Here is a 25184-nt window from a genome sequence, read left to right as displayed (position 1 = left end):
TCCACTACGGAAGTTCCGCCGAGGATGCCCATTCCCTGGTCGCGGCGCGAAGCCGGTGGGCAGGCGGATGCCGTCGGCGCCGATCTGTCTGCATCCGACGGCGCGCAGCGGCTCGCCACCGAGGTGCGCAAGCTCGTTGTCGGCCAACTCGACATTCTGGTCGCCAACGCAGGAGTTGCGGTGCCCGCCACCATCGAAGCGCAGACCGTCGAGGATTTCGATCGCATGTTCGCGGTCAACGTCCGCGCACCGTTCTTCCTGGTGCAGCAGTTGCTCCCTCTGATGGGGGACGGCTCCAGCATCGTGATGACGTCGTCACTGGCGGCGCGGGCCGCTGTCGGACAGTTGTCGGCGTATTCCGCCACCAAGGGCGCGATCGACACGATGGTGAGGCACTTCGCCTCGTTGCTCGGACCGCGTGGCATCCGCGTCAATGCCGTGGCACCGGGCATCATCGACACCGACATGTCGCAATTCACCAAGACGGATGAAGGCCGCGACTACGCGCTCAAGATGCAAGCCCTGCAACGGATCGGTCATGCCGACGACGTCGCCGACGCCGTGACCTTTCTCGCTTCGAATTCCGCCCGCTGGGTGACCGGCGACACCATCCAGGTCGGCGGTGGCTCAAAGCTTTGACTTCGGGAGATCGGTCATGAAGCTCTACCAGTCCTCCGGCTCGCCTAACTCGCGACGCGTCAGGATCTACCTTGCGGAGAAGGGCATAACGATGCCCCTCGTGCCGGTTGACCTCGGCGCACGCGAACAGTTCTCGGACGCGTACGCGGCGATCAACCCGCGACGCGTCGTGCCCACCCTCGTTCTTGACGACGGGACGGCCATTGCGGAAGTGCCGGCGATCATTCGCTATCTCGAAGAAGCATATCCGAACCCGCCGTTACTCGGCAGTTCTCCCAAGGAGAAAGCGACCGTCACCATGTGGGAGCGCCGGATGGAGTTGGAGGGCTTTGCCGCCGTGATGGAAACCGTGCGCAACGGGGCCGCTGGCCTCAAGGGGCGCGCAATCGCGGGACCCCATGGCTACGACCAAATTCCGGAGTTGGTCGAGCGCGGCCGGCGTCGCATCGCCGACTTCTACGGCGATCTCGAGAACCGCTTGGTGGAAGTGCGATTCCTTGCCGGAGACCAATTCAGCGTCGCCGATATCACGGCGGTTGTCACCATCGACTTCGCGACAAAGGCCTTGAATCTATCGATTCCGGCGGAGAGTGCCGCATCGAGGCGTTGGTACGACTCTGTGATATTGCGTCCAAGCATGAGCTCATAAAGACGCCCCTGGCCGAAGGTCCACTCGTTCGTCGGCACGTCCGCTCGTTTGGGCAGAGCGGACGCTGCTCGGTTTGGCCTCACTGAGCGGCTTTGCCCCAACGCAGACCTTCAGAGCACCGCGCGCAAACCGGGCGTTCGCCGGGCCACGAAGCCGACAATGAGAAAGCTTGCCAGGATGCCGCCCAGACTGGCGAGCGTGAATTTGAGGGCAATCGAAGCAGGTAGAAAGTGCAGCAAACGCGTAACCGCGACCAGGATCGGCGCGTGCAGGACGTAGACGCCAAACGCATTGCGCGTGAGGAAGCGAGCGATGGGTCCTTGGCCGTCGAAGCGGTCTCGGTAGAGGACGATTGCGCCGAGCGAGAGAGCAAGACAGGTGAACGAGCGCCAGGCGTCGATGCCGGCAGCCTGCCAGTGCCAGCCCCCGCCATAGGGGGACACGTCGCCGCGCATGGCGCCGCCCGCGGCGACGAGGATGATCCACAGCCCACCACCGATCCAAATGCCATTCCACAACCAACGCCGTCCGACGCGTGACGGTATCTGGCGCAACCAGTCGCCTTTCCATGCGGCAATTCCGGCAACGTACATGAAGGGGTATTGCGGAAAGTCGTGCACATCGATGTTGAGAACAGTCGTCGCGTTCGGAAAGGTGGCGCCGACGACAAAGGTCACGATGGCAATCAGGGCCGCATAACCCAACACGGCCCGTGCCGAAGGCGGATCACGCGGAGCGAACCGTATCGGGCGTATCTGGCAGACCACTGCGTAGGCGGCCGAGAACAGGAGAAGGACCAGGCAGAACCATAGCGGTCCCGAGCCATCGAGCAGTTCCCCCGAACGAAGGTGCAGCCACCAGTCCTGGATGAACGTTCGCGGCGGGTTCGACCGCCACGACCCTGCGACGAAGTATTCGGTCAGCGGGCCGATCAAGGTCACATAGAGCAGCAATGGCAGGCCAAGTCTTTGCAGCCGCTCGCGGATGAAGCTGCGGACGCCATTGCGTGCAACGGCGCCGGCTGAAAAGAAGCCTGCCAGGCCGAACAGCAAACCCATTGCCACCGCGTGCTGGAAGGATTGATAGGCAGCGAAGCCAAGCTTCGCTCCGATACCCAGTTCCGGATGCTCACGGTAGTACCACTCGCCAAACGGCGAGTAGGTCACGGCCGCGTGCATGACGACGACCATGCTGATCGCCGACCAACGCAGGTTGTCGATATACAGCAGGCGATGGCTCGGCCTCTCTCCAGGCATGACCTGTCCTCCGGTTTTGCGCCGGGATCAGGCCTCAAGCCGAGGTCGGGGTCTTGCCGGAAGTCGCGTCGGACCTGGCCGATACCGGCAAAATATCGCCGATTGCGAAATCGGCCAGTGCGCGGCGGCGGAATTCAGTGGGCGTGTGGCCGGTTTGCCCCTTGAAGGCGCGATTGAACGGACCGATCGATCCCCAACCGGCATCGAGGGCGATGGTGAGGACCGGGACGCGCGATTGCGCAGGGTCAGACAACGCCTCCCGCGCCTCCTTCAACCTGTGCTCGTTGACGAAATCGGTGAAGTTCCGATAGCCGAGCCGCTGGTTGATCGTTCGCCTGAGACGATATTCAGGCACCCCCAGCCGCTCGGCCAGTCGATCCACCGAGAGGTCCGGGTCGCGGTAGGCACGGTCTTGCTCCATCGCCCGCCGCAGCCGTTCCGCCAGCTGGCGCTCCTCGGCGCTCATGTCCGTTGCCGCGATGGGGATCGTAGCGCCGCCGCGCGCAGCCGGCGCCGGTTCAAGCGTTGGCTCAGGCATGACGGCACGCAGACGCGTCATGGCGGCGACGATGGCCAGACCGAGCACGGCCGAAAGCCCGGGGAGCCAGCGGACGCCGGCAGCGTCGAGCACCGTCGTTGCCAGAATGACCAGCCCCACCGCACAGGCGAAAATGATCCGAAAGCGCCGTCGCCCCTCGACCAGGTCTGCCTTGCGTCCTGCAAGGACCCGAGCGGTTTCGATGACGACCGCGATGAGCGTCACGGCATGCGTCGCATCCCACGCCAAGCTCGAGCCGGACAAGGTTGCCACGGCTGCGAGCGGCACGACGGCAACGAAGACCGCCCACCGCCATGGCGTCGCTTCGGATGCATCACTGAAGACCGTCTCGGCCCACACAACGAAAATGCCTGCGATCGAATTGCTGAGAATCCGCAGTGGAATGATCCACCAGGCGAGCCCTTCGTGAAGTCCGGGAGCCGTCTCGATGAGGAACGCGATGACGCAGAGGTCGAACAGCAGTGTGGCGCGGCCGATCGGCGATCGGAGCGTGCCTGGAAGACCAATGATCGCAAGTAAGCCGAGCAGCGCCAGTGCGGCACCTCGGAGACCCGTTTCGAGCAGCATCGGCGAACCTTCAAAGCCTGTCGGACTTGGACAATAGCCGGATGCAAGGCCTCAAGACACTGCGAAAGGCTGATCGCTGCATCGATGTGCGCCTCACCTTCCTCATGCAACTCCGATTCGTGAGAACGCGCCCCTAGCCGATTTGGTCAGCGGCCATCATCGAGGCAAGGCCCCCGGCAAAGAATGCCGCCAAAGCGGTGTTCGGCTAGAGGCGCTTCCGGCGGCCACCAGCGGTGCGTGGCCGGCGACGACCGGCGATTGGTTGCTATGCACCTGAAAGTGGGCGCACTGTGCTCACATCGAGTTCTTCAGCTTTGACCCGAAGCGACCTGCATGCAGGACCGAATGACGACTTGAGCCGAGCTTCACACCAGGCGAGCACGCGCACCTCAGCAAATCAGGCCGTCGTCGAAGGACACTCTCGCGCCACCCAAGTCGTACCGCCGGTCAATCAGATCAATGGAATTGATAATTGAGGGTTAGCGTCACGGACTGGTTGGTGACCCGCTCTTGGGCGTTCAAGACAGCAGACCCAGAGGTCGACAACGTCCCATTCTGGTTGAATACAGTGACCGTGTCGGAGATGGTGAAGTTCGCGGAACGCGCATAGGTGTAGGCAAAATCCAAGAACCAGCCGCCGGCAAAGGAATAGGTAGTACCAATTTGCGCCGCGCCGCCCCACACCCAATTCTGATTGAAAACGGTGATCGGCAGGCTGGTGGCGAACGTTCCTCTCAACGACTGGGTGGCAAAGGGAATCCCATTGATAAAATTGGAATCCACGCCGAACAGGGCCGGACCGCCACCGGCGTATACCGTAACATTGCCGAAGGACCGGCCGATGGTGCCGATAAGCGAAAGCTGATGCCTGAGATTGATTTCCGCCGGGCTGATCGCCAAGAACCCAGTGATAGGTCCGGAGATTCCGGCGTTCGGTCCGCTTACGACGGTGCCGGTCCCATTCTGCGGAATGATCACGTTCTGCTTCGAGTCGATGTTTGCGTATTTATAATTGAACTTGAGCCCAGCCAGCCAGTCGCCCCCGGCAAACGGATGCATATAGCCGAACTGAACATCGGGGGCGAAACGGGATTTGTTTCGACTGAAGTCGAAAAAGGGACCACCCTCTTGCCCTTGGGCGGTTAGCACCCCCGCATCAAATACACTGATGAGGCCGGACACGCCCTGCAGCGATTGGTCGAAATGGGTCCAGTTATAACTGCCGCCGGCACCGATATAGAACCCGGACCAATCCCACGTAGCAGGCGGCGGCGCTGGCGGAAGAGCTTTGACGGCCATGTCAGCGGCAAAGACAGTCCCGCTTGTCGCGACGATTAAACCACTCCCGCAGACAATGGAAATAAGACGGTTGCTCATTTGACCACCTGTGACGGTCGACCGTTCCAACCAAATCCTCGTTGCGCCTCGCGACGATTGCAATTCCGAACCTTACCAAGAATTGGCAGTTGCTGGATTTCCGGCCAGTGTTGCCCCGTAGCAACGTCGCCTTGGAGCCAGGCGGTCGAATGGGTGCCCGAGGCCACTCGCCAAGCGATGGAGAAACAGAAATTGCTGCTTCCCGATCGCCGGCTCAGTGCAGGAGCAGTTGGCTGGTGGCCGAGACGTCCGCCAACCAGATCGATGTCGTTGAGGACGACGCGATTGGTCGCTATGCACCCGAAAGCGGACGCATGGTGCTTACGTCGAGTTCAGATGAGCCTGAAGGTGATTGCGATCAAGAAGAACACGATCAGCCCGATGCCGACCACCTTGAAGATATACGGGGCCTCAACGTCGTCGCCGAGCCGCTCGAAGGACTCTCCCCACAGGGTCGTTGCGACGAACCCCAGAACAAAGAGCGTGATCAACAGGATTGTGGCGGCAGTGCCGCCGATCGAGGCTCCCATCTGGACATTCGGCTCCCTGGATGCGGTTGAGAAATTTACAACATCTACGGGTTGAGGAAGAATCTTCGACACGCCCCAATCCAGGCAACAAGCGAAAAGCGCTATCGCTTCTAGAGGCGATTCCGTTTCGGCTCGATCCTGCGCGCCTCGCGCTCGATGCTGGCGGCCACCAGCGGCGCCTGGTCGGCTGCGACCGGCGGCGAGAACACGAAGCCCTGCACCAGGTCGCAATCGAGGCTGCCGAGCACGTCCACTTCGGCCGCCAATTCGGCGCCCTCCGCCACCACGGTCATGCCGAGCCCGTGCGATAGCGCGATGATGCCGCCGAGCAGCTTGCGCTTCTCCGGCGCGGTGGAAATGCCATCCACGAAGGCGCGGTCCACCTTCAGGCAGTCGAACGGCAGCCGCGTCAGATAGCCGAGCGAGGAATAGCCCGATCCGAAATCGTCGAGCGCCAGCCTGGCGCCGAGGCCGGAGAGCGCCGTCAGCGTGCGGCTGATCCGCTGCTCGGTATGATCGACGAACAGGTTTTCGGTCAGCTCCAGGCACAGCAGCTTGGCCGGGAAGCCGGTCTCCGCCAGCACCGCTGCAACGGCCGCCTCGAAGTCCACGTTCCAGATCTGCGCCGGCGAGACGTTGACCGAGACGGAGCGCGGCGGCAAACCGGCATCGAGCCAGGCGCGGCCCTGTCGGCAGGACTCGCGCAGCACCCACAGGCCGAGATCGACGATCAGCCCGGAGCTTTCGGCGATCGGGATGAACTCCACAGGCGAGATCGGCCCGCGCTCGGGATGGGTCCAGCGCAACAGCGCCTCGAAGCCGGTGACGCGGCCGGTCTTCAGGTCCAGCTGCGGCTGGTAATGCGCCTCGAGCGCGCCGGCCTCCACGGCGTGGCGCAGATGCCGGCCGAGATCGAGCCGTTCATCGACCGCCTGGGCGTAGACCGGCTCGAACAATTGCGCCCGGCCGCGCCCGGCCTCCTTGGCCATGTAGAGCGCCAAATCCGCGTTGCGCATGGCGGTTTCCGCCGTCGTCCCATGCTCCGGCAGGCGGGCGATGCCGATGGTGGCGCCGACCGAGGCCTCGCCTTCGGAGAGATCGACGGGGCCGGAGAGCTTGCCGATCAGCCGATCGGCAAGCCCGGTCAGCGCGGCGTCGGACATGCCGTAGCCGTCCGCCAGCACCGCGAATTCGTCGCCACCAAGCCGGGCGATGAAGGCGCGCGGCCCGAGATCCTGCCGCAGCGCGGCCGCCACCTGGACCAGCAATTTGTCGCCGGCGGCATGGCCGAGGGAGTCATTGACCTCCTTGAAGCGATCGAGGTCGATCAGCAGCAGCGCGGCGCCGCGGCCTTGCATCGCACAGCCCTCGATCAGGGCGGCGAGCTCGCGCGTGAACAGCGCGCGGTTGGCGAGCCCGGTCAGAGGGTCGCTGTAGGCGAGCTGCTCGAGCTGGCGCTCGGCCTCCTTGCGCTCGGTGACGTCCTGCACGGTACCGATGATGCCGATGACCTTGTCGTGGGCGACCTCCGCCTTGCAGATCACAGCCAGATCGCGGGCGGTGCCGTCGGCATGCAGGATGCGCAGGTCGGTGGCCTCGGTCCTGCGGGTGCGGAGCACCCTCTTCTGCACGTCGCGGAAGCGATCGGCGTCGTTGCCGAGGAAACGGGGCCTGATGGTCTCATCGGTCGGTTCGAAAGTGTCGGGGTCGAAGCCGAGCAGCTGGTAGAGCTCGACCGCCCAGACCGTGCGGCCGGTGTCCAGCCGGTAGCTCCAGGTGCCGATCTTGCCGAGGCGGTGGGCTTCCTCCAGCGCTCGCGTGCGCTGGTCGAGCAGCGCCTTGGCCGCCCTGAGCTGGGTGATGTCGCTGGACGTGCCGCGATAGCCGAGAAAGCCGCCATCGTCGGCGAAGATCGGCTTGCCGCTGGTGCAGATGCTGACGCGCGAGCCGTCCTGGCCGATCAGCGTATAGACGAAGTCGCGAAAGGGGCGCCGGGCCTCCATGTCGGCCCGGTGCCGCGCCATGGCCTCCGCATCCTCGGGCGCATACGCCAGTTCCCAGCGCGCCTTTCTGCCGGCGGCCACCGTCTGGAAGGCCGCGTTGCCGGCAAGCGATTTCGGATAGGGCAGCAGCCGATGGGCGGCGTCGCTCTCCCAGCACCAGTCCGAGGCGGTCGAGACAAAATCGGCCAGCCGCTGCTCGCTCTCCGCGAGACGCCGCAGCGCGGTGGTCTCCTCGGTGACGTCGCGGACAATGCCCGACACGCGGCGCACCTGACCGCGCGCGTCGAATTCCGGCTCGCCATGCACCACGCAGTCGAGCACGCTGCCGTCGGAGCCGCGGAGCCTTGTCTGCACGGCATAGGGCCGCCCCTCCGCCCAGCAGGCCGCGTAATGCTGCTCGAGAACCTTGCGGCTTTCGGGCAGATAGCGCTCGCGCACCCTGGCGATCGAGACAAAGCCGTCGACCGTCTCGAATTCATAGAAGGCGGCTAGCTCGGGCGATATCCAGAATTCGGTCGCGGTGGCACTCTGCGCTTCCCAGTAGCCCATGCGGGCCAACCTGATGGCGCAACGCAGCGACCGCTCCTCGTGCCAGCGGCGACGCGCTTCCCGGGTCGGGGCCTGCCCTTGCGACAATTTGCGAGCGGCCATCGGTCCCCAACTACCACGCTAGCGTACGCGACGAACACGCTAGCATAGAGCGTCACAACCTTGGAGCGACGCAGATCACAAACCGGGGCTCTTCCGCTTGTTTGGTGTAGTTTCGGTGAATTCTGCAAACCGCCGCCGAGCTCGTTGTTTGAGCATGATCTCCGCGCAAACGCGTCGCGTTTGTCGCGCGGGAAAACCGATGCGTAGTTTTCCGGACCATGCGCCAACGCAGCAGCTCAGCGGATCCGCACCAGTTCCAAATCGAGATCGCCGGTGACGGCGGGTTCGATCTGGCAGCGTGAGATCCCGATATCGCGCAGCGTCCGGTCATCGAGCTGGTGCAGCGTCTTGATCGCCTCCCGGCGCACCCAATGGGTCGCGAGTGCATCGCCCCACACTCGGAGCAATCGGAGCAATCCGCCCAGCATGCTGGGCCGCGCGGGCGGTGCGGAGGCTGAGGTTATCGTGGTCATTGTCATCTCCTGCGATGGCCCATACGGCAAAGTTATGCCGTTGACACAAATGCCGTTTCGGCATCTGCATCTTCATCACCTCGGATCGCTTGCGCGCTCCTCGGTACAATCATGGGCTTGTTCCGTCTTAAATGATCCGGTACATTGCTCGGAGCAAGTAAAACATTGCTCTCGGTGCAATAATGTCGAGGTTCGAATATCTGAAGCTGGCGGATGCGGTGGCCGCCGAGATCGCCAGCGGCGCGCTGAAGGCAGGCGACCGCCTGCCGCCGCAGCGCCATTTCGCCTATGACCGCAACATCGCGGTCTCGACCGCGAGCCGGGTCTATACCGAGCTGCTGCGGCGCGGGCTGGTGGTCGGTGAAGTCGGCCGCGGCACCTTCGTGTCCGGCGAGGCACGGCGCGGCATCGCCGCGCCGACCGAGCCGCGTGGCGCCCGCATCGACCTCGAATTCAACTATCCGCTGCTGCCGCATCAGGCGACGATGATCGCCAAGAGCCTCGAAGGGCTGGAGCGGCCCGAGGTGCTCGAGGGCGCGCTGCGGCCGGCGACCAGTTTTGGCACACGCGCGGCACGAACGATCTCGGCCGAATTCCTGGCGCGCAAGGGCTGGATGCCGAACCCCGACCAGATCGTGTTCACCGCCAACGGCCGGCAATGCATCGCCGCCGCGCTCGCCGCTGTGGTGCCGCCCGGCGGACGCTGCGGCGTCGAAGCCTTGACCTATCCCTTCGTGAAGGGCATCGCCGCGCGGCTCGGCGTCTCGCTGGTGCCGCTCGCGATGGACGAACACGGCGTCCGCCCTGACGCGGTGCAGAAGGCGCATCGCGAGGCCCATCTGTCCGCGATCTACGTCCAGCCCACGATCCAGAACCCGCTCAGCATCACGATGCCGGCCGAGCGCCGCGCCGAGCTGCTGCGCGTGACGGAGAAGCTCGGCCTCGTCGTCATCGAGGACGGCGTCTACGGATTCCTCGACGACCAGGTGCCGCTGGCCGCGCTCGCGCCCGACAGCTGCATCGTGCTCGACAGCCTGTCGAAGAAGGTCGCACCGGGCCTCGCGCTCGGCTTCATCGTGTCGCCGCCGCGGCTGCGCGAAAGCATCATGGCCGCGGTGCGCTCGGGCGGCTGGACCGCGTCGGGCTACGCGTTCGCCGCAGGACAGCGGCTGATGGCCGACGGCACCGCCGCCGAATTGTCACGGCTGAAGCGGATCGACGCCGGCCGGCGGCAGCTGCTGGCGGCGAAGCATCTGGCCGATTTCGAGATCCAGACCAATCCGAAATCCTATCATCTGTGGCTTACGCTGCCGCCGCACTGGCGCTCGCAGACGCTGGTCGCGGCCGCGGCACGCCGCGACATCGCGCTGACGCCGTCGACGACCTTCGCCGCCACGCCGGGGCACGCCCCCAATGCGGTGCGGCTCGCGCTGGCTGCGCCGCCGATGGAGCAGCTCGAGCTCGGCTTGCGGACCCTCGCGGGAATGCTGAGCGCGACCGAGGAGGATTTTGACTCGACGGAGTGACACCGACATGTGAGCGCAGCATATCAAAAGCCGCAGGCCGCATAAGTCTTTCGCGCGAGGCGAAAATGCGCGCCCTCGGCGACGAAATCGACATCCAGGCACTGGTTGCCTCGGCGATATTCCCCGATCACGCCGCACTGCAGATATTCGAGGTTGATCCGCCAGCGCTTCTCCTGCGGCGAGTAGGTCGCAAAGTCGTGCTGCGCGACCGGCGTTCCCTTGCAGATCCCGGCGATGTACTGCCGCACATCGGGCGGCAGATTGTCGACGTGATTGTGATCGAGCGGATCGTGCTTGTTGCCCACGCTGCCCTTGGACAGCGCCGGGGGAATGCTCAGCAGCGCGAGGCATAGAGCCAGAAAGGGAGTCCGGATCATCATCGGACACTCCAGCCAAAAGCAAATCAGGCGACAATGTTACAGCGTGTTGCTTACAGCCCGCTGACAGTCCGGCCCGCCTCACTGATTGCGGGCGACTTTCGGCAGCAGCGCGTCCGGCAATTGATCGAAGCTGTAGTGCCGCGGCCGGTTGCGGGTGACGAAGCCGCCGACCTGCCAGGCGAACAGCGCGGCGAAACCGACCAGAAACAGCGCGCCCGTCCAGTTGGCCGCAAACAGTGCCATCAGCAGCAATCCGATCATTGCCACCGCAAGGCACGCCAGCAGCGCCAGCGCGGCGGTGTAGGTCTTCGGTCCGAGGCCGCCGACCAGCCTCGCCGTGCTGCCCGCCGCCTGCATCCGGCGATGCAGCTCGACGATGAAGTCGCGGTAGAGATGTCCCTGCGGCGCCACCAGCGTCGCGGTCTGCCAGGTGGTCGACAGGATCGCGATCCGGCCGCCCTTGGCGTTGTCGATATCGGCACGAAACCGCTGCTGCTGCATCGACACCGGACGATAGGACAGTTTCACCGTGGAGATGTCGGCGTAGTCCCACACGCCCGACCGGCCGGCGATCCGCCACGACAGCCCGTCGTCGGTGAGCTCGAACTGGTGCGCCGAGCCGATCAACGAGGCCTTGTAGGCGTAGCGCACCGCGGTGCCCTCACCCGCCTCCGACCGGTCCTGCAATTTTGTTGGCAATCCGCCGTTCCACCTGTCCGGACCCAAGCGCGCGCTTGCATGGGATGTCGCGCCTATCCTACAAGCGAGCCATGCCCGAGACGATCTATTTTCCGCGTTACCTCATCCTCGGCGGCGCGATGATTTCAGGCGTGCTGCTGGCGCTTGCCGTGCATATGCTCGGCGCGCGTTACGGGCTCGATCTCGGCGGCCTGTGGCGTTCCGACAGCCACGAATTCATGCCGGCGGGCGCCGCGATCGCCTGGTGGCTGATCGCGAGCGTCGGGTTTTCGGGCGGCTATTTCACCGCCAACCTGATGCACAGCGCGGTGGCCGGCCAGATCCCGCAGCGGATGCGGCAGTTCCTGATCGTGGTCGGCGTGCTGATGCTGGCCGGTGCCGGCCAGGCCGCGTCGGCGCCGAGCACGGTCTCGACCATCTCCGCCGTGCTCGCCGGCCTCGCCGCGCTTTGCCTCGGCGCCGTGATGGCGTTCTGCGGCGCCTATTTTGCGCTGCGCAAGAGCTAGTTCACGCCACCGATCGTTCCGGCCTCCGGTGCAGCATCTTGAAGACCTCGGCCGCCGGCCGCGGCGGGCTGAACAGATAGCCCTGCGCCTGCGTGCAGCCTTCCTGACGCAGCAGGTCGAACTGGGTATCGGTCTCGACGCCCTCGGCGGTGGTGACGATGCCGAGGCTCTTGCCGAGACCGGTGACCGCACGCACGATCGCCATCGAATCCTCACGCGTCGCAAGGTCGGTGACGAAGGAGCGGTCGATCTTGATCTTGTCGAACGGGAAGCTGCGCAGATAGCTCAGCGAGGAATAGCCGGTGCCGAAATCGTCGAGCGAGATCCGCACGCCGAAGCCGCGCAGCTCATGCAGCACCGCGAGCGTCGCCTCACTGTTCTGCAGCAGCACCGATTCGGTGATCTCGAGCTCGAGCCGGTCCGCCGTCAGGCCGGACGCTTCCAGCGCCGCCTTCACCGACGACACCAGATTGGGATTCTTGAACTGCACCGGTGACAGGTTGACGGCGACCGCGATGTCCCCGGGCCAGCCCGCAGCATCGGAACAGGCCTTGCGCAGCACGATCTCGCCGAGCGGGACGATCAGCCCGGTCTCCTCGGCGACGGGAATGAAATTGTTCGGCGCGATCAGGCCACGCAGCGAGTGGTTCCAGCGCGCCAGCGCCTCGAAGGCGACCACCCGATCGCCCACGACATCGCGGATCGGCTGGTAGTAGACCTCGAACTCGTCGTGCTCGAGCGCGAGCCGCAGGTCGCGCTCCAGCAGGCGGCGGGCCTGCGCGCGGGCATCCATGCCGGTCTCGAAGAACCGATAGGTGCCGCGGCCGTCGGCCTTGGCGCGGTACAGCGCGAGATCGGCCTTTTGCAAAAGCTCGTCCGGGTCCTTGCCGTCCTCGGGCGCGAGCGAGATGCCGATGCTGACGCCGATCACGAGCTGGTGGCCGCCGATCTCGTAGGGTGCCGCGATCCGCTCGACCAGCAGACTAGCCAGCGACGACACCACGGAGGGTTCGCAATTGCTGCAGAACTGCACGATGGCGAATTCGTCGCCGCCGAGCCGCGCCACGGTATCGTGCTCGGTCACGCATTCGCCGAGCCGCCGCGCGACCTCGCGCAGCAGCGCGTCGCCGATCGGATGCCCGAGCGTGTCGTTGATCTCCTTGAAATGATCGAGGTCGAGACAGAGTACCGCCAGCTGGTCGGAGCGCTTGGCGAGCCGGGAGGCCTTCTCCAGCTGCTCGCGGAACAGCGTCCGGTTCGGCAGATTGGTCAGCGCGTCATGCCGCGCCATATGTGAAATCTGTTCCTGGGCCTGCTGCCACTCGGTGATGTCCTCGAAGGTCGCGACCCAGCCGCCGCCCTTCATCGGCTGATCGATGACCCTGATCGCACGCTCGTTGCGGCTGACGATGCGCGTCGCGCTGTGGCCGGCCTTCGCCTCGGCAACCAGCGCATTGCAGAACTCCTCGGGATCGCCGTCCCACTCACCGATGCTGTGGAGGTCCTGGAGAACGTCGATCAGCAGGCGTCCGTGCAGCGGCACGCGATTGCGCCCCATCAGCTCGCTGTAACGCTCGTTGAACAGCATGATGCGGCCATCGGCGTCGAACATGCACAGCCCCTGCGACATGTTCTCGAGCGCGGTGTCCAGCACCATCTTCTGCTTGTGCAGCTCGGTCTTGGCGCGACGGTCGAGGATGGAGGCGATCAGCGAGAGACCGAGGATCGCGAATGCCGCCACCGCGGTCATGAACGAGAGCACGCGCGGCGAGACCGTAAGTCCGTCGGGAACGATGGTCGGATCCGGGACCAACGTCACCGCGCCCATCGCCGTGAAATGATGCGAGACGATCGCAACCGTCAGCAGGCCGGTCGCGGCAGCGGTGGTGCCGAAACGTTCGCCGCGCGCCGCAACGACCAGCGCGAGCGCGCCAAAGAGGCTTCCGAACACGATCGACGCGGTCACGATGCCCGGCGACCAGATGATACGCGCAGGCAGCTCCAGCCCCAGCATGCCGGTGTAATGCATCGCCGCGACGCCGGCGCCGACGATCGCGCCGCCGGCCGCAACCGTCCACCAGCGTTCGTCGAGCGTCGCGACCGCCAATCCGACCGCCAGGATCGCGACCGCGAGCACCAGCGACAGCAGCGTAATGGGAATGCTGTATCCGGCGTCGATGCCGGGATCGTAGGCCAGCATGGCGACGAAATGGGTGGCCCAGATGCCGCAACCGCCGACCGCCGCATCAAGTCCGATCCAGATCTCGCGGGCGCGGCCCTGTGCGGCGCGGGCCCGGTGAAACAGGCTGATCGCAACCGCGCTGGCGAGCAGGCAGATCACTCCGCCAAGGACGACCAGCCGCCAATCATGCTCCAAAGTGAGACAGGTCAAAACGCGATACATTATAGGCCCCATTTATGGACCTATAAAAACAAGTGCATTCGTATACGAACGGTAACCGCACCGCAGCAAGGTTCCACGCATGGTGAAAAAGCCTTGAATGCACCCGATACAGTCCGGGAAAACCGCAATCCGGCGGTGCTACTCGTCTCAGCCGCGCAGTCCGGGCACCAGTTCGGCGCCGGTCTCGACCTTGAGCGACGAGCCGGCGAAATCGCTTCCGATCGGCTGGCAATTGCCGCCGAGATGCTTGGCGAGGAACGCTTCGGTGACGCCATAGAAGGCGAGCTGGTTTTGCGGCCGTACAAAGCCGTGCCCCTCGTCGGCAAATGTGATGTAGGTCACGGGCACGCCACGCTGCTTGAGCGCGTTGACCATCTGCTCGGACTCGGCAGCCACAACCCTCACGTCGCGCATGCCCTGCGCGATCAGGATCGGCTTCACTGCACGGTCGATGTGGGTCAGCGGCGAACGTTCGACCAGGAATGCGCGGCCGGTCTCGGTGCCGGGATCGCCGAGCCGGTTTTTCCAGACACTGATCCACGGGCCCCAATAGGGCGGAATGCTCGCCATGAAGGTCACGAGATTGGAGATGCCGAACAGATCGACGATGCAGGCAAACACGTCGGGCGTCTTGGTCGCGGCGACCAGCGCCGAATAGCCGCCATAGCTGCCGCCGAAGAAGCCGACGCGCTTCGGATCGGCGATGCCTTGCGCGATCGCCCAATCGACCGCATCGATCAGGTCGTCATGCATCTTGCCGCCCCATTCGTGGTCGGCGGCCGTGATGAAGGCTTTGCCGAAGCCGGTCGAGCCGCGGTAGTTGACGGCAAGCACCGCATAGCCGCGGTTGGCGAGCCATTGATGGATCGGGCTGAAGCCCCAGGTGTCGCGGTAATACGGCCCGCCATGAATGACCAGCACCAGCGGCACCGGGCCGGCTGGGGCTTCGACCGGCCGGGTCAAATAGCAGTTGAGGTGCAGGCCATCGCGCGAGGGGATCACCACCGGCTCCAGCCTGCGCAATGCGAGACCGTCGAGCGCGCGGCGCTGGGTGAACAGCTTGCGTACCTCGCGCGTCTTGCGATCGAACAGCGCGAATTCGGCGCTCTCGGTGTCGCGCTCGAAATGGACCGTGCCGAGCCGGAGATCGTCGCTGTTGCTGACGAAGCTGATGTCGCCGGCGCCATAGCGGCTGAGATCGGCGAGGTCGTTGGCGACGCTTTGATCGACGGCGTGCCAGCGCATCCGGTCCTTGATCGCCAGCGCCGCCAATGGCCGGCGGTTCTCGTCGAAGATCGCCCGCACGATGTCGGCATCGTCATCGGCGGCAAGCAGCGTGGTCTGGCGCGTCGCCATGTCGAGCGCGAACAACGCCGCCTTGTCGCGGCCGCGTGAATCGATCAGGTACAGCGTCTTGCCGTCGGTGCTGAAATCCAGCAGCTGGGTCGTGTCGGTCTCGGCGATCGGCACCGTCATGAACGGAGCCCAGCTGCCGTCAGGGCTGCGCTCGAACACCTCGGCGGAGCCGTCGGCGATCAGGCGCGATGCCAGCCGCAGCTGGAACGTGCTGTCGGTGATCAGCGCGACATAGTCGTGGTTCTCGTAGACGAGCTCGCTGGCGCCGGTCGCGACGTTGACGCGGTACATGTCGAAGTAGCGCTTGTCGCGCTGATTGTGCCGCAGCAGCATCTCCTCGGGGAATTTGCGATCGGACTCCTGCAGGAAGGATCTGACGCCGGTCTCCGGCGTCAGCGGCACGATCTTGCCGTCGGTGATGTCGACGCTGGCGGCACGCCAGTTCTCGTCGCCGTCGCGCTCGCGGAAGAACACCACATGGCGGTTGGTATGGGCCCAGCGATAGACGTTCGAGATGTTGCGATCGGTGACGCGGGTCACCGGCCGCGCCGCCTTGAGGTCGGACAGCGAGGCGACCCAGAGATTGTTCACGCCGTCGAGCGGCGCGACCCAGGACAGTTGCGTGCCGTCCGGGCTGAGGCGGACATTGATGTAATCGGGATTGTCGAAGAACACCTTTCGCGCGATCAGAGCCGGCGCCTCTGCGCGGGCCGAACCGATCAGGCCGGCAAATGGCAGCGAAGCGCCGAGCACGGCGGCGTGGCGCAACAACAGGCGACGGTCGATTGGCGCAGGCATCCGGTCGGCCCCCGTCGGCGACAGTCCCCGACAGTACAAGCCTAGATGCCGCGCCGCGACCGCGCAACGATGGGCTTGCTCATTGCCGCGCTTGTGATGATGCGCCGATCCAGATCAGCGCGGCGGCGGCAAGCAATACGCCGGCGGAAATTATCAGTGCCGCATGCAGGCCGGCCATGAATGCCGCCGAGCGGCCGACCATCGAGCCGAACAGCGCGACACCGAGCACGCTGCCGGTCTGCCGGGTCGCATTCAGCACCCCGGCCGCGATCCCGGCATGCTGCGCATCGGCGCTGCCGAGCAGCGTCGATGTCAGAGGCGGCACCAGCAGGCCGAGGCCGCCGCTGATCGCAAGCAGTTGCAGGCAGATCGCGAGATAGCTCGTGGCGGGGCCGATGAACAGCAGCGCCAGGCATCCAACCGCCGAGAGCGCGGCGCCGAGTGCGATCGCCGCCGGCGCGCCGATCCGCTCCGCGACATGCGGCGCGATCAGATTGGCGGGCAGCACCGCGCCGAGCATCGGCACGAACGCCAGACCGGTGGCAAACGCCGACAGCCCGTTGACCTGCTGGAAGTAGAGGCTGAGCACGAAGATCAGTCCGTAGAACGCCACGTTGACCAGCAGCCCGACCAGCGACGTCAGGGCAAACATCCGGTGGCTGAACAATGTGAGCGGCAGCATGGGCTGCGGCGTGCGCGCCTCATGCCAGACGAACAGCACCGAGAAAACGGCGGCGAGAACGAAGCCGGCGATCACGAACGGACTGTCCCAGCCGAGCACACCACCTTCGATCAGCGCGCCGGCCAAGGTGCCCAGCGCGGCGATCGCGGCGAGCTGGCCCGGCAGATCGAGCCGGTGCTGCCGGTGGCGCGTGGTTTCGCCCGCGAAGCGCCAGGCGAGCCACAGGCCGGCGAGGCCGATCGGCAGGTTGACGAGGAAGATCGCGCGCCAGCCGACCAGCGTGATCAGTCCGCCGCCGACGAACGGGCCTGCGGTCAACGCAAGGCTCGCGCCCGCGGCCCAGACGCCGACCGCGCGCCCTGTCGTCCGCATAGGCGTGGCGCAGCAGCGCGAGCGAGTTCGGCACCAGGATGGCCGCGGCCAGCCCCTGCACGCAGCGCGCCGCGATCAGCGTCACGGCGTCGGGCGCCACCGCGCAGCCAACCGATGCCGCGGTGAAGATCGCAAAGCCCGCCATGAAGACGCGCTTGGCGCCGATCCGGTCGCCGAGCGCGCCCGCGGTCAGGATGAAGGCGGCAAAGGCGATGGTGTAGGCGCTGACCACCCATTGCAGCTCGGCAACGCCGCCGCCGAGCGAGCCGCCGATGGCATTGAGCGCCGTGTTGACGATGGTGACGTCGAGTTGCACGACGCCGTAGCCGAGGCTCATCGCGGCAAGTGTCAGCGTCGCCGCAAGCCCGGTCGACGGTTGATGCGCCGCCGCGCGCTGGTCCGGCATACGTCCGACGTTCGGGGATGTCTGCTGCATGGTCTCGTCCTCGCTATGGCTAACCAATGCGAGACATAGGCGTTCGTTTCTCCAGGACATTTCGCCGCCGGTCGAAGTGTGGCATTGCCGGCCGGGCCAGCTGGCCGCAGCGACCTCGCGCGGCGTTTTGCCTCAATAGACCTACGGACCCGCCGCCGGCCGCCTTATTGCCGCCCGAACCGCGATCCACAGCCGGATCATGCGCATCCGCGCGTCGACTTCACACTTTGGTAAACGCCGCGGCCGGCTCCGATGTCCCCATGTTGATGCATATCGTCCATTCGTCTTGTGCGAGCCGCCGGCGGCAGCGCCGGGACGATCACAAAATCGGCAAAAATACCGATGAAATCGCATGGAACGCTGGAACATGCAGCGGCCCCGTCGCGGCGGGCGACATGCCTGCGACTCACATTCCGCAGAGCGAGAACATATGTAGCCAATATGACAATGACGCCGGACGAGGGTCGAAGCTTGGCTTGTCAAGGGCTGCACAACGCATCGGTTTTGCCTTATGGGTCGTCACGTACGGTGCGTTTGCCCGTCACCCGTCGCCGTCCGTGACCGGGTCCCACTGAAATTGCCGTCCGCCGGGAGGATGAATGCTTCGGCTGCTGACCACGCTTGGGCGTGGTTTCAAGGAAAAGATCGGCTGGAAACGGCTCGGGATTGCCGCGAGTGTGTTGATCATCGCGCTGGCAATCACGTCGCTCGTCCACACGCTGAAGGGCGTCGATACCGGTGTCATCCTCACCGCGTTGACCGACATTGCGCCGCACCGGATCGCGCTGGCGGCGCTCTGCGTGGTCGGAGCATTCTGCACGCTGACCTTCTATGACTTCTTCGCGCTGCGCACGATCGGCAAGACTCACGTCCCCTACCGCATCGCAGCGCTGTCGAGCTTCACCAGCTACACGATCGGGCACAATATCGGCGCCACCGTCTTTACCGGCGGCGCGATCCGCTTCCGGATCTATTCCGACTACGGCCTCTCCGCGATCGACGTCGCCAAGATCTGCTTTCTGTCCGGCCTGACCTTCTGGCTCGGCAATCTGTTCGTGCTCGGCTTCGGCATGGCCTGGCACCCCGCCGCAGCGTCGGCGATGGACCTGCTGCCGCCGGCGATGAACCGGCTGATCGCGCTCGGCTGCCTTGCCGGCATCGGCGCCTATTTCGTCTGGCTCCTGACCGGCGAGAAGCGGCGCGAGCTCGGGCAGAACGGCTGGAAGGTGGTGCTGCCTTCCGCCAAGCTGACGCTGCTCCAGATCATGATCGGCGTGGTCGATCTCGGCTTCTGTGCGCTCGCGATGTACCTGTTGATGCCGACCGAGCCGCATATCGACTTTGTCTCGCTGGCGGTCGTGTTCATCCTGGCGACGCTGCTCGGCTTCGCCAGCCACGCCCCCGGCTCGATCGGCGTGTTCGATGCTGCGATGCTGGTGGCGCTGCCGGAGTTCAGCAAGGAACAATTGCTGGCGACGCTGGTCGTGTTCCGTATCCTGTATTTCCTGATCCCGTTCGGGATCTCGATCTCGATCATGGGCATGCGGGAGCTGTGGCTCAATGTGGTGCAGCCGTGGCAGGAACGAAAGCGATTAAGCCAGGCCTGCACGGCCTCGGCGACCGTGCGGCAGCCGATCGAAAGCCGGCAGCAGCGGATCAGGCAGCTGAAACGGTAACAGGCCACGCATCGGCCTCAGATCCCGCTTTTGGCTCCGGTCTTTCGGTGCCGGATTTTCGATCCCCGCAGCCGTTTCTCTTATTTTCGCCGTACCACTCGCGTCAAACCGCGCCATGATTGGCTTTTTGGTTCGATTTTCGTTTCGTGTGACGGTCTGCGGCGTGCTGCTCGGCAGCGCGCTGGCGGGGGTATTCGCGTCGGCGGCGCAGGCGCAGGACGACAGCCAGATGCAGATCTCCTGGGAGGTCCGCAACCGCTTCCGTCTGTTCCGCGAGGAACGCGACTTCCGCCTGCATGTCGAGAGCGGGCTCGGCCGCAGCGTGCTGGCCTCGGAACAGGCGCTGGAGCTGCAGAGCGACGGCCGCGGCTGGGCACGCAACACGGTGAACCGGCTCTGCATCGACCTGCAGGGCCGCGTCAGCGAGCCCTGCACCCGCGACAACGTCAAGGAAAGCTACCTGACGCCGATCGATCACCCGATCGTCGTGCGGCTCACCGGACCGGTTCCGGTTGGCGCGACCTGCGCCTGGTCGTTCGACGACGGCGACGGGCCGCAATCCCAGACATTCGACTGCGCCGAACCGGTCAACCTGCGCGTCCGCTACGGCCGCACCACGGTCGCGACCGTCGACGTCGCCAGCGGCTCGGACGCCAACCAGCGCGTGACGACGCAGATCGCGGTGCGTGATCTCTTGATCGCGGGCCTCGGCGACAGCATCGCATCCGGCGAAGGCAATCCCGACCGCGCGATCGCGCTTTCCGACGAGGGGTTCTGCTTCCGTTCCTACCTCGGCGGCGCGCAATATTACCGGCCGAGCCGGGCCGGCTACAAAGGCGGCCGCGCCTGCGAGGCGCCCGATACCCTGACCAACTGGCAGCGCCAGAGCGCGCTGTGGCTCAACTCGGCGTGTCACCGCTCGCTGTACAGCTACCAGACCCGCACCGCGCTCGCGCTCGCCGTGCAATATCCGCACATCGCGGTGACCTACCTGCCGCTTGCCTGCACCGGCGCCTCGATCGCCGACGGCATGCTCGGCTCGCAGCAGGCGCGGGAATGTCTGCCGACCAAAACCGCCAACACCTGCTCGGGCACCGTCAACGGCCAGATCGCCGAGCTGCGCACGGCGCTCGCCGCCGCCAAGCGCCGGCAGCCCGACCGCACGCTCGATCTCGTGCTGCTGTCGATCGGCGCCAACGACATCTACTTCTCCGGCCTCGTCGCCAACGTGATCGTCGACACCCCGACCGAGCGCACGCTGTTCAGCCAAGGCGGCTCGCTGGCCAGCGTCGACGATGCCCGCCAGGCGCTGGCACGCGACCTGCCGGCCGGCTTTGCCAAGCTGCGCGATGCGCTGAAGCCCCTGGTCGGCGGCGACCTCTCGCGCGTGATCTACACGGCCTACGCCAATCCCGCGCTGGCCAATGGCGGCGCGCCCTGCCCCGGCGGCCGCGCCGGCTTCGATATCCATCCCTCATTCAACGCGGATCCGAAGCGGCTCGCGGAAGTCTCGGGCTTCGTGCAGAACGAATTCCTGCCCCAGCTCAAGGCGCTCGCGCAGTGCCAGTCCGGCATCATCTGCCGCAATCCGCAGGCCGACCGCATGACCTTCGTCGATGCGCATCAGGATGCGTTCGCCAGCCACGGCTTCTGCGCGCGCGCCTCGACCGATCCGGAGTTCGACCGCGACTGCTTCGCCGCCAATGGCGGCAGCTTCGTCTCCGACATTGTCGCTGCCGCCAACCAGCCGCTCAAATGCGGCCGCAGCGCCGGCGAATACCGCGCCTATCTGCCGCGTGCGCGCTGGATCCGCGATGCCAATGACAGCTATTTCGCGGCGATGACCTACCCGCAGGGGCTGCCGGCCTCGATGCAGCCGACCGACATCCACGATGCGACATGGGGCATCCTGTCGGCGGTGTATGGCGGCGCGGTGCATCCCAGCGCCGAAGGCCACGCGGCGATGGCCGATGCCGCGGTGCCCGCGGCCGCCACCGTGTTGCAGCTGGACACCACCGTGCCCGAGGTGATTTCCGAGCCGGTGGCGCCGCTGCCGACCGCGCCGGTGCAACGCTAGCGCGGGATTTCTCTTCGTCGAGGATTCATCCCGCTCTATCGCTTTGCGTTAAGCATGATCTTTGCGGAAAACCGCGACACGTTTTTCGGGATCACGCTCTGGAACGCGCGCGCCATGCGCGTGCGGGCGTGATCCGGATCAGAGCGTGATCGGCCTAGTGCCGCTTGGTCGCCGGCAAGGGCGCCGCCGGCGCCGGCGCTGCCGGCTTCGCCGCCGCGGCCTGTGCCGGCAGATATTTGGCGACGATCGCGGGATCGAGCTGAGCCACCGCCGTGTCCGGCAGCCGGGTCCAGACTTCATCCTTGCCGAACAGCGAGATGCCGAGATAGCCGCGCATGGTCAGCTTCTGTCCGTCGGAGCTCAACGTCATCTTGGCCTTGTAGATCTTGCCGTCGCGCGGATCGAGCACGTTGCCGTTCTCGTATTTCAGGCCATCGCGCTTCATGTCGCGGATGAACGACAGACCGAGCCACGGCGCGTTCTTGCGATCATCGGTGCATTTCGAACAGACCGGATTCGGCGGATCGTCGGGATCGGAAAACATCTTGGCGATCACGCCCTCGAAGATGCCGTTGTGGTCGATCACCAGGAACCAGCCTTCCGGCTTGCCGTCTTCGATCTTCTGCCAGAGGCCGGCCGCCGATAGCTCGGCCGCCGAAGCCGCGAGCGGAGCGGCCAGCGCAAAGGCCGTGGCGATCGCGAAGATCAGCCGAAGTCTGGACAGCGTGTTCCGCATCATCACCACCTGATCACCGACAAACTCGAATAGCAGCAGACTACGGCCATTTCACGCAGTGTTCTAGTACCCGCGCCGCGCAGGAACTGGCCCATGCAGACCCATTCCCCCTCGGCATTGGTCGCTGCCGGCGCGGAATCAGTTCACGCCAAGCTTCTTCTGCAAACTTGATGACGAGGTTGTGTACTGGAACACCAGCCGCTTGTCCGGATACACGTAGCGGTGCGCCTTCTGCGCCATCAGCGCGCCCTCGTGGAAGCCGGAGAGAATGAGCTTCAGCTTGCCCGGATAGGTGTTGATGTCGCCGATCGCGAAGATGCCGGAAACGTTGGTCTCGAACGCCGCGGTGTCGACCGGCACCAGATTGTTCTCCAGCGCGACGCCCCAGTTCGCGACCGGGCCGAGCTTCATGGTGAGCCCGAAGAACGGCAGGATCGTATCGCAGTCGACCTTGCTCATCGCATTGTCATTGCCTTTGACGTGAGCGCCGGAGACCTGGCCGCCCGCACCTTCGAGCTCGGTGACCTGACCGATCTTGAGATCCATCTTGCCGCCTGAGACCAGCGCGCGCATCTGCTCGACGCTGTGCGGCGCCGCGCGGAAATCGTCGCGCCGATGCAAAAGCGTGACGCGCTTGGCGATCGGATGCAGATTGAGCGTCCAGTCGAGCGCGGAATCGCCGCCGCCGACGATCAGGATGCTCTTGTCGCGGAACTGCTCCATCTTGCGCACGGCATAGAACACCGACGTGCCTTCATAGGCCTCGATGCCCGGCACCGGCGGCCGCTTCGGCTGGAACGAGCCGCCGCCAGCGGAGATCACCACGACCTTGCACTCGAACTCCTTGCCGGCGTCGGTCTTCACGCGGAACAGCGGATCGCCGATCTTCTCGATCGTCTCCACCATCTCGTTGAGATGGAAGGTCGGGCCGAACGGCTTGATCTGCTCCAGCAGCTGTTCGGTGAGCCCCTGGCCGGTGACCAGCGGAATGCCGGGAATGTCGTAGATCGGCTTCTCCGGATAGAGCTCGGCGCACTGCCCGCCGATCTTGTCGAGGATGTCGACCAGATGCACCTTCATGTCGAGCAGGCCCAGTTCAAACACGGCGAACAGTCCGCAGGGGCCCGCGCCAATAATCAGCACATCGGTCTTGATCGCTTCGCTCATGTCCGCTTCTTTTCAGTTGAGATCGACTGGACGGCTTTCGCCTGTCCAGCCAGGGCCGGATCGGGACATGCATAATAGGGACAGCGGCTGGCGCGGCAACCCCTTGCCGAGCTTGCGCAACTCGGCTGTATGGGCAGGAAACCGACGGAGATACCCCTCGTGAATGCCCCTGTCCGTGCCGACGATGCGCCGCGCCTCGAAGACTTTCCCTATCGCCTGTCCGACAATGTGCGCTTTGCCGATCTCGACCCCAACGGGCACGTCAACAACGCGGTCTATGCGAGCTATTTCGAGACCGGCCGCGTCACGCTGGTGAAGGACCGCGGCATGGGGCTGATGCCGCCGGGACTGAGCTGGATCATGGTGCGGCTCGACATCCATTTCCGCGCCGAGCTGCACTGGCCGGGGCAGATCGAGCTCGGACTCGGTCTCGTCAAGTTCGGACGGACATCGACCACCTTCGATCAGGTGGTGTTTTCGGAAGGCAGATGCGTGGCGTCGGCGAAGGCGATCACCGTGATGATCGACGAGGCGACGCGGAGGCCGACGCCGCTGCCGGCGGAGGTCAAGGAGAACTTCCGCCGCTGGGTCCGTCGCGGGATCAATCCGGACGGCGAATAGGAGACGACAGAGCGTTTCGAGCGAAGTGGATGCCGGTTCGCGTGACGAAAACGCGCTGAAACAAAAATCCAGTTTCAATCGGAGCGAAGCGCTCTAGGCCTGCCGCTCCGGCGTCGACACGACCAATCCGTCGAGATCGTCGGTCACCTTGATCTGGCAGGACAGCCGCGAATTCGGACGCACGTCGAAGCCGAAATCCAGCATGTCCTCTTCCATCGGCGACGGCGCGCCGACCTTCTCGCGCCACGCTTCATCGACATAGACATGGCAGGTCGCACAGGCGCAGGCGCCGCCGCATTCGGCTTCAATGCCGGGAATGGCGTTGCGGATCGCGCCTTCCATCACCGTGGCGCCGTTCTCGATATCAATGGAGCGCTTCTCGCCGGAATGGTCGATAAAGTGGATTTTGGCCATGATTGCTCGTGCTGCCGGAATACGCCGGACGATGGATGGAAAGGTCCCGGCAGTCGTATAACGGGTCGATCCGCACAGCGCTAGCGCGGAGGACCGAAAACCTGCCGGCCGGCCTGGACGGCCGCCCAGCGGAGCCCAAGTCGCCGCGGCGAGCCGTGGAGGCGGTCTGGGAGCCTAGGAGCGGCCCAGAATCAGCTCGATCGCCGTGCGCGCCTCGGCAATCGCTGCGCCCAGCGCAGCCAGCGGCTGGGCCGGATCGGAACCGCCGGTCAGCGCCGTTTCAAGCTGGGCGGCAGCCTCGGCGACCCCGAAGGCGCCAATCGCCCGCGCCGATCCTTTCAGGGTGTGGGCGTGGGTCGCAGCCTCCGGCGGCAGGGCGGCCAGCTCACCGAGGATCCGGGCCGTCTGGGTCGAGAACATCGCCAGCACCTCCCGCTCGAGATCCGGGTCGCCCAGCGTCATGCGCTGCAGGTGCTCGACGTCGATCGGGCCGTCGCCGGGCGCAAGCGGCGGCGACTGCGTCCATTCAACCCGTTCAAGATGAAGCGGCATGGCCTGTCCCTGTCGTCTCCGCCGGGCCGGCCGGCGGATCGTTGGCTCAGCCAATCACGAAACTGGTTAACGGATTGT

General features: G+C 65.2%; 21 protein-coding genes and 1 pseudogene. 7 read left to right on the top strand and 15 right to left on the bottom strand.

Annotation, left to right across the window (positions count from 1 at the left end; translation table 11 throughout):
- The first annotated feature begins 24 nt into the window (after positions 1–24).
- Together BRSPCE3_RS19995 and BRSPCE3_RS19990 are read left to right on the top strand one after the other, a co-directional pair.
- On the top strand, positions 25–639 hold the full coding sequence (locus BRSPCE3_RS19995; protein WP_283843149.1) for an SDR family NAD(P)-dependent oxidoreductase: 615 nt from the start codon (positions 25–27) through the stop codon (positions 637–639).
- A gap of 16 nt (positions 640–655) precedes the next feature.
- Positions 656–1288, top strand: a complete 633-nt coding sequence (locus BRSPCE3_RS19990) for a glutathione S-transferase family protein (RefSeq protein ID WP_244067794.1) — start codon at positions 656–658, stop codon at positions 1286–1288.
- 110 nt (positions 1289–1398) lie between these two features.
- Here BRSPCE3_RS19990 and BRSPCE3_RS19985 read toward each other — a convergent pair whose 3' ends face one another.
- The 6 genes from BRSPCE3_RS19985 to BRSPCE3_RS19960 form a co-directional block, all read right to left on the bottom strand.
- Entirely contained in the window at positions 1399–2544 is a 1146-nt protein-coding gene (locus tag BRSPCE3_RS19985) for an acyltransferase (protein WP_244067793.1), read from the bottom strand.
- Positions 2545–2578: 34 nt separating this feature from the next.
- Entirely contained in the window at positions 2579–3670 is a 1092-nt protein-coding gene (locus BRSPCE3_RS19980) for an AraC family transcriptional regulator (RefSeq protein ID WP_244067792.1), read from the bottom strand.
- A 456-nt stretch (positions 3671–4126) separates the two neighbouring features.
- Positions 4127–5047, bottom strand: coding sequence for a hypothetical protein (locus tag BRSPCE3_RS19975; protein WP_244067791.1), 921 nt, complete (start codon positions 5045–5047; stop codon positions 4127–4129).
- A gap of 332 nt (positions 5048–5379) precedes the next feature.
- Positions 5380–5649 carry a hypothetical protein gene (locus BRSPCE3_RS19970; protein WP_244067790.1) on the bottom strand — a complete coding sequence of 90 codons (270 nt, stop codon included), beginning with the start codon at positions 5647–5649 and terminating at the stop codon, positions 5380–5382.
- Between the two features lie 38 nt (positions 5650–5687).
- Complete coding sequence (locus tag BRSPCE3_RS19965; RefSeq protein WP_244067789.1) at positions 5688–8129, bottom strand: bifunctional diguanylate cyclase/phosphodiesterase; 2442 nt, start codon at positions 8127–8129, stop codon at positions 5688–5690.
- Positions 8130–8467: 338 nt separating this feature from the next.
- A complete protein-coding gene (locus BRSPCE3_RS19960; protein ID WP_244067788.1) occupies positions 8468–8704 on the bottom strand; it encodes a DUF1127 domain-containing protein in 237 nt (78 codons plus the stop codon).
- A 182-nt stretch (positions 8705–8886) separates the two neighbouring features.
- Between BRSPCE3_RS19960 and BRSPCE3_RS19955 the strand changes: the two genes are divergently transcribed.
- The gene (locus tag BRSPCE3_RS19955) at positions 8887–10230 is read left to right on the top strand and encodes a PLP-dependent aminotransferase family protein (RefSeq protein WP_244067787.1); all 1344 of its coding nucleotides are present in this window, start codon (positions 8887–8889) and stop codon (positions 10228–10230) included.
- A gap of 23 nt (positions 10231–10253) precedes the next feature.
- Here BRSPCE3_RS19955 and BRSPCE3_RS19950 read toward each other — a convergent pair whose 3' ends face one another.
- On the bottom strand, positions 10254–10610 hold the full coding sequence (locus BRSPCE3_RS19950; protein ID WP_244067786.1) for a hypothetical protein: 357 nt from the start codon (positions 10608–10610) through the stop codon (positions 10254–10256).
- Positions 10611–10688: 78 nt separating this feature from the next.
- Positions 10689–11309: a hypothetical protein gene (locus BRSPCE3_RS19945; protein ID WP_244067785.1), complete on the bottom strand. Its 621-nt coding sequence runs from the start codon at positions 11307–11309 to the stop codon at positions 10689–10691.
- Between the two features lie 71 nt (positions 11310–11380).
- Between BRSPCE3_RS19945 and BRSPCE3_RS19940 the strand changes: the two genes are divergently transcribed.
- Positions 11381–11815, top strand: coding sequence for a hypothetical protein (locus BRSPCE3_RS19940; protein ID WP_244067784.1), 435 nt, complete (start codon positions 11381–11383; stop codon positions 11813–11815).
- Between the two features lies 1 nt (position 11816).
- Here BRSPCE3_RS19940 and BRSPCE3_RS19935 read toward each other — a convergent pair whose 3' ends face one another.
- The 3 genes and pseudogenes from BRSPCE3_RS19935 to BRSPCE3_RS19925 all read right to left on the bottom strand — a co-directional run bounded on the left by BRSPCE3_RS19935 (position 11817) and on the right by BRSPCE3_RS19925 (position 17833).
- On the bottom strand, positions 11817–14219 hold the full coding sequence (locus BRSPCE3_RS19935) for an EAL domain-containing protein (RefSeq protein ID WP_244067783.1): 2403 nt from the start codon (positions 14217–14219) through the stop codon (positions 11817–11819).
- Positions 14220–14366: 147 nt separating this feature from the next.
- Entirely contained in the window at positions 14367–16373 is a 2007-nt protein-coding gene (locus BRSPCE3_RS19930; RefSeq protein ID WP_244067782.1) for a S9 family peptidase, read from the bottom strand.
- A gap of 79 nt (positions 16374–16452) precedes the next feature.
- A pseudogene (locus BRSPCE3_RS19925) lies at positions 16453–17833 on the bottom strand (MFS transporter).
- A 629-nt stretch (positions 17834–18462) separates the two neighbouring features.
- On the opposite strand from BRSPCE3_RS19925, the gene BRSPCE3_RS19920 reads away from it, so the two are divergent.
- Entirely contained in the window at positions 18463–19539 is a 1077-nt protein-coding gene (locus tag BRSPCE3_RS19920) for a YbhN family protein (RefSeq protein WP_244067781.1), read from the top strand.
- A gap of 229 nt (positions 19540–19768) precedes the next feature.
- Positions 19769–21616, top strand: a complete 1848-nt coding sequence (locus BRSPCE3_RS19915; RefSeq protein WP_244067945.1) for a hypothetical protein — start codon at positions 19769–19771, stop codon at positions 21614–21616.
- 154 nt (positions 21617–21770) lie between these two features.
- Here the strand turns inward: BRSPCE3_RS19915 and BRSPCE3_RS19910 are convergent, their stop codons facing one another.
- Both BRSPCE3_RS19910 and BRSPCE3_RS19905 read right to left on the bottom strand, forming a co-directional pair.
- Positions 21771–22352, bottom strand: coding sequence for a DUF2147 domain-containing protein (locus BRSPCE3_RS19910; protein ID WP_244067780.1), 582 nt, complete (start codon positions 22350–22352; stop codon positions 21771–21773).
- 138 nt (positions 22353–22490) lie between these two features.
- On the bottom strand, positions 22491–23519 hold the full coding sequence (locus BRSPCE3_RS19905) for an NAD(P)/FAD-dependent oxidoreductase (RefSeq protein ID WP_244067779.1): 1029 nt from the start codon (positions 23517–23519) through the stop codon (positions 22491–22493).
- 159 nt (positions 23520–23678) lie between these two features.
- Between BRSPCE3_RS19905 and BRSPCE3_RS19900 the strand changes: the two genes are divergently transcribed.
- Complete coding sequence (locus tag BRSPCE3_RS19900; protein ID WP_244067778.1) at positions 23679–24140, top strand: thioesterase family protein; 462 nt, start codon at positions 23679–23681, stop codon at positions 24138–24140.
- A gap of 93 nt (positions 24141–24233) precedes the next feature.
- On the opposite strand, the gene BRSPCE3_RS19895 is transcribed toward BRSPCE3_RS19900, so the two are convergent.
- Entirely contained in the window at positions 24234–24554 is a 321-nt protein-coding gene (locus BRSPCE3_RS19895; RefSeq protein WP_029085343.1) for a 2Fe-2S iron-sulfur cluster-binding protein, read from the bottom strand.
- 174 nt (positions 24555–24728) lie between these two features.
- Positions 24729–25106, bottom strand: a complete 378-nt coding sequence (locus tag BRSPCE3_RS19890; protein ID WP_244067777.1) for an Hpt domain-containing protein — start codon at positions 25104–25106, stop codon at positions 24729–24731.
- Positions 25107–25184 lie beyond the last annotated feature (78 nt).

This window comes from Bradyrhizobium sp. Ce-3 (assembly GCF_022835695.1).
In the GTDB taxonomy this organism is placed as follows: Bacteria; Pseudomonadota; Alphaproteobacteria; order Rhizobiales; family Xanthobacteraceae; genus Bradyrhizobium.
Note: the sequence above shows the minus strand (reverse complement) of the source record. Positions and strands in the feature narration are given on the sequence as shown.

Excerpts from the sequence above, each read along its gene's own strand:
- BRSPCE3_RS19920 (WP_244067781.1), top strand. The coding sequence starts at position 18,463 with ATGCTTCGGCTGCTGACCACGCTTGGGCGTGGTTTCAAGGAAAAGATC.
- BRSPCE3_RS19940 (WP_244067784.1), top strand. The coding sequence starts at position 11,381 with ATGCCCGAGACGATCTATTTTCCGCGTTACCTCATCCTCGGCGGCGCG.
- BRSPCE3_RS19975 (WP_244067791.1), bottom strand. The coding sequence starts at position 5,047 with ATGAGCAACCGTCTTATTTCCATTGTCTGCGGGAGTGGTTTAATCGTC.
- BRSPCE3_RS19985 (WP_244067793.1), bottom strand. The coding sequence starts at position 2,544 with ATGCCTGGAGAGAGGCCGAGCCATCGCCTGCTGTATATCGACAACCTG.
- BRSPCE3_RS19980 (WP_244067792.1), bottom strand. The coding sequence starts at position 3,670 with ATGCTGCTCGAAACGGGTCTCCGAGGTGCCGCACTGGCGCTGCTCGGC.
- BRSPCE3_RS19965 (WP_244067789.1), bottom strand. The coding sequence starts at position 8,129 with ATGGGCTACTGGGAAGCGCAGAGTGCCACCGCGACCGAATTCTGGATA.
- BRSPCE3_RS19950 (WP_244067786.1), bottom strand. The coding sequence starts at position 10,610 with ATGATGATCCGGACTCCCTTTCTGGCTCTATGCCTCGCGCTGCTGAGC.
- BRSPCE3_RS19935 (WP_244067783.1), bottom strand. The coding sequence starts at position 14,219 with ATGTATCGCGTTTTGACCTGTCTCACTTTGGAGCATGATTGGCGGCTG.
- BRSPCE3_RS19955 (WP_244067787.1), top strand. The coding sequence starts at position 8,887 with ATGTCGAGGTTCGAATATCTGAAGCTGGCGGATGCGGTGGCCGCCGAG.
- BRSPCE3_RS19915 (WP_244067945.1), top strand. The coding sequence starts at position 19,769 with ATGCAGATCTCCTGGGAGGTCCGCAACCGCTTCCGTCTGTTCCGCGAG.
- BRSPCE3_RS19895 (WP_029085343.1), bottom strand. The coding sequence starts at position 24,554 with ATGGCCAAAATCCACTTTATCGACCATTCCGGCGAGAAGCGCTCCATT.
- BRSPCE3_RS19990 (WP_244067794.1), top strand. The coding sequence starts at position 656 with ATGAAGCTCTACCAGTCCTCCGGCTCGCCTAACTCGCGACGCGTCAGG.
- BRSPCE3_RS19890 (WP_244067777.1), bottom strand. The coding sequence starts at position 25,106 with ATGCCGCTTCATCTTGAACGGGTTGAATGGACGCAGTCGCCGCCGCTT.
- BRSPCE3_RS19930 (WP_244067782.1), bottom strand. The coding sequence starts at position 16,373 with ATGCCTGCGCCAATCGACCGTCGCCTGTTGTTGCGCCACGCCGCCGTG.
- BRSPCE3_RS19960 (WP_244067788.1), bottom strand. The coding sequence starts at position 8,704 with ATGACCACGATAACCTCAGCCTCCGCACCGCCCGCGCGGCCCAGCATG.
- BRSPCE3_RS19905 (WP_244067779.1), bottom strand. The coding sequence starts at position 23,519 with ATGAGCGAAGCGATCAAGACCGATGTGCTGATTATTGGCGCGGGCCCC.
- BRSPCE3_RS19995 (WP_283843149.1), top strand. The coding sequence starts at position 25 with ATGCCCATTCCCTGGTCGCGGCGCGAAGCCGGTGGGCAGGCGGATGCC.
- BRSPCE3_RS19910 (WP_244067780.1), bottom strand. The coding sequence starts at position 22,352 with ATGCGGAACACGCTGTCCAGACTTCGGCTGATCTTCGCGATCGCCACG.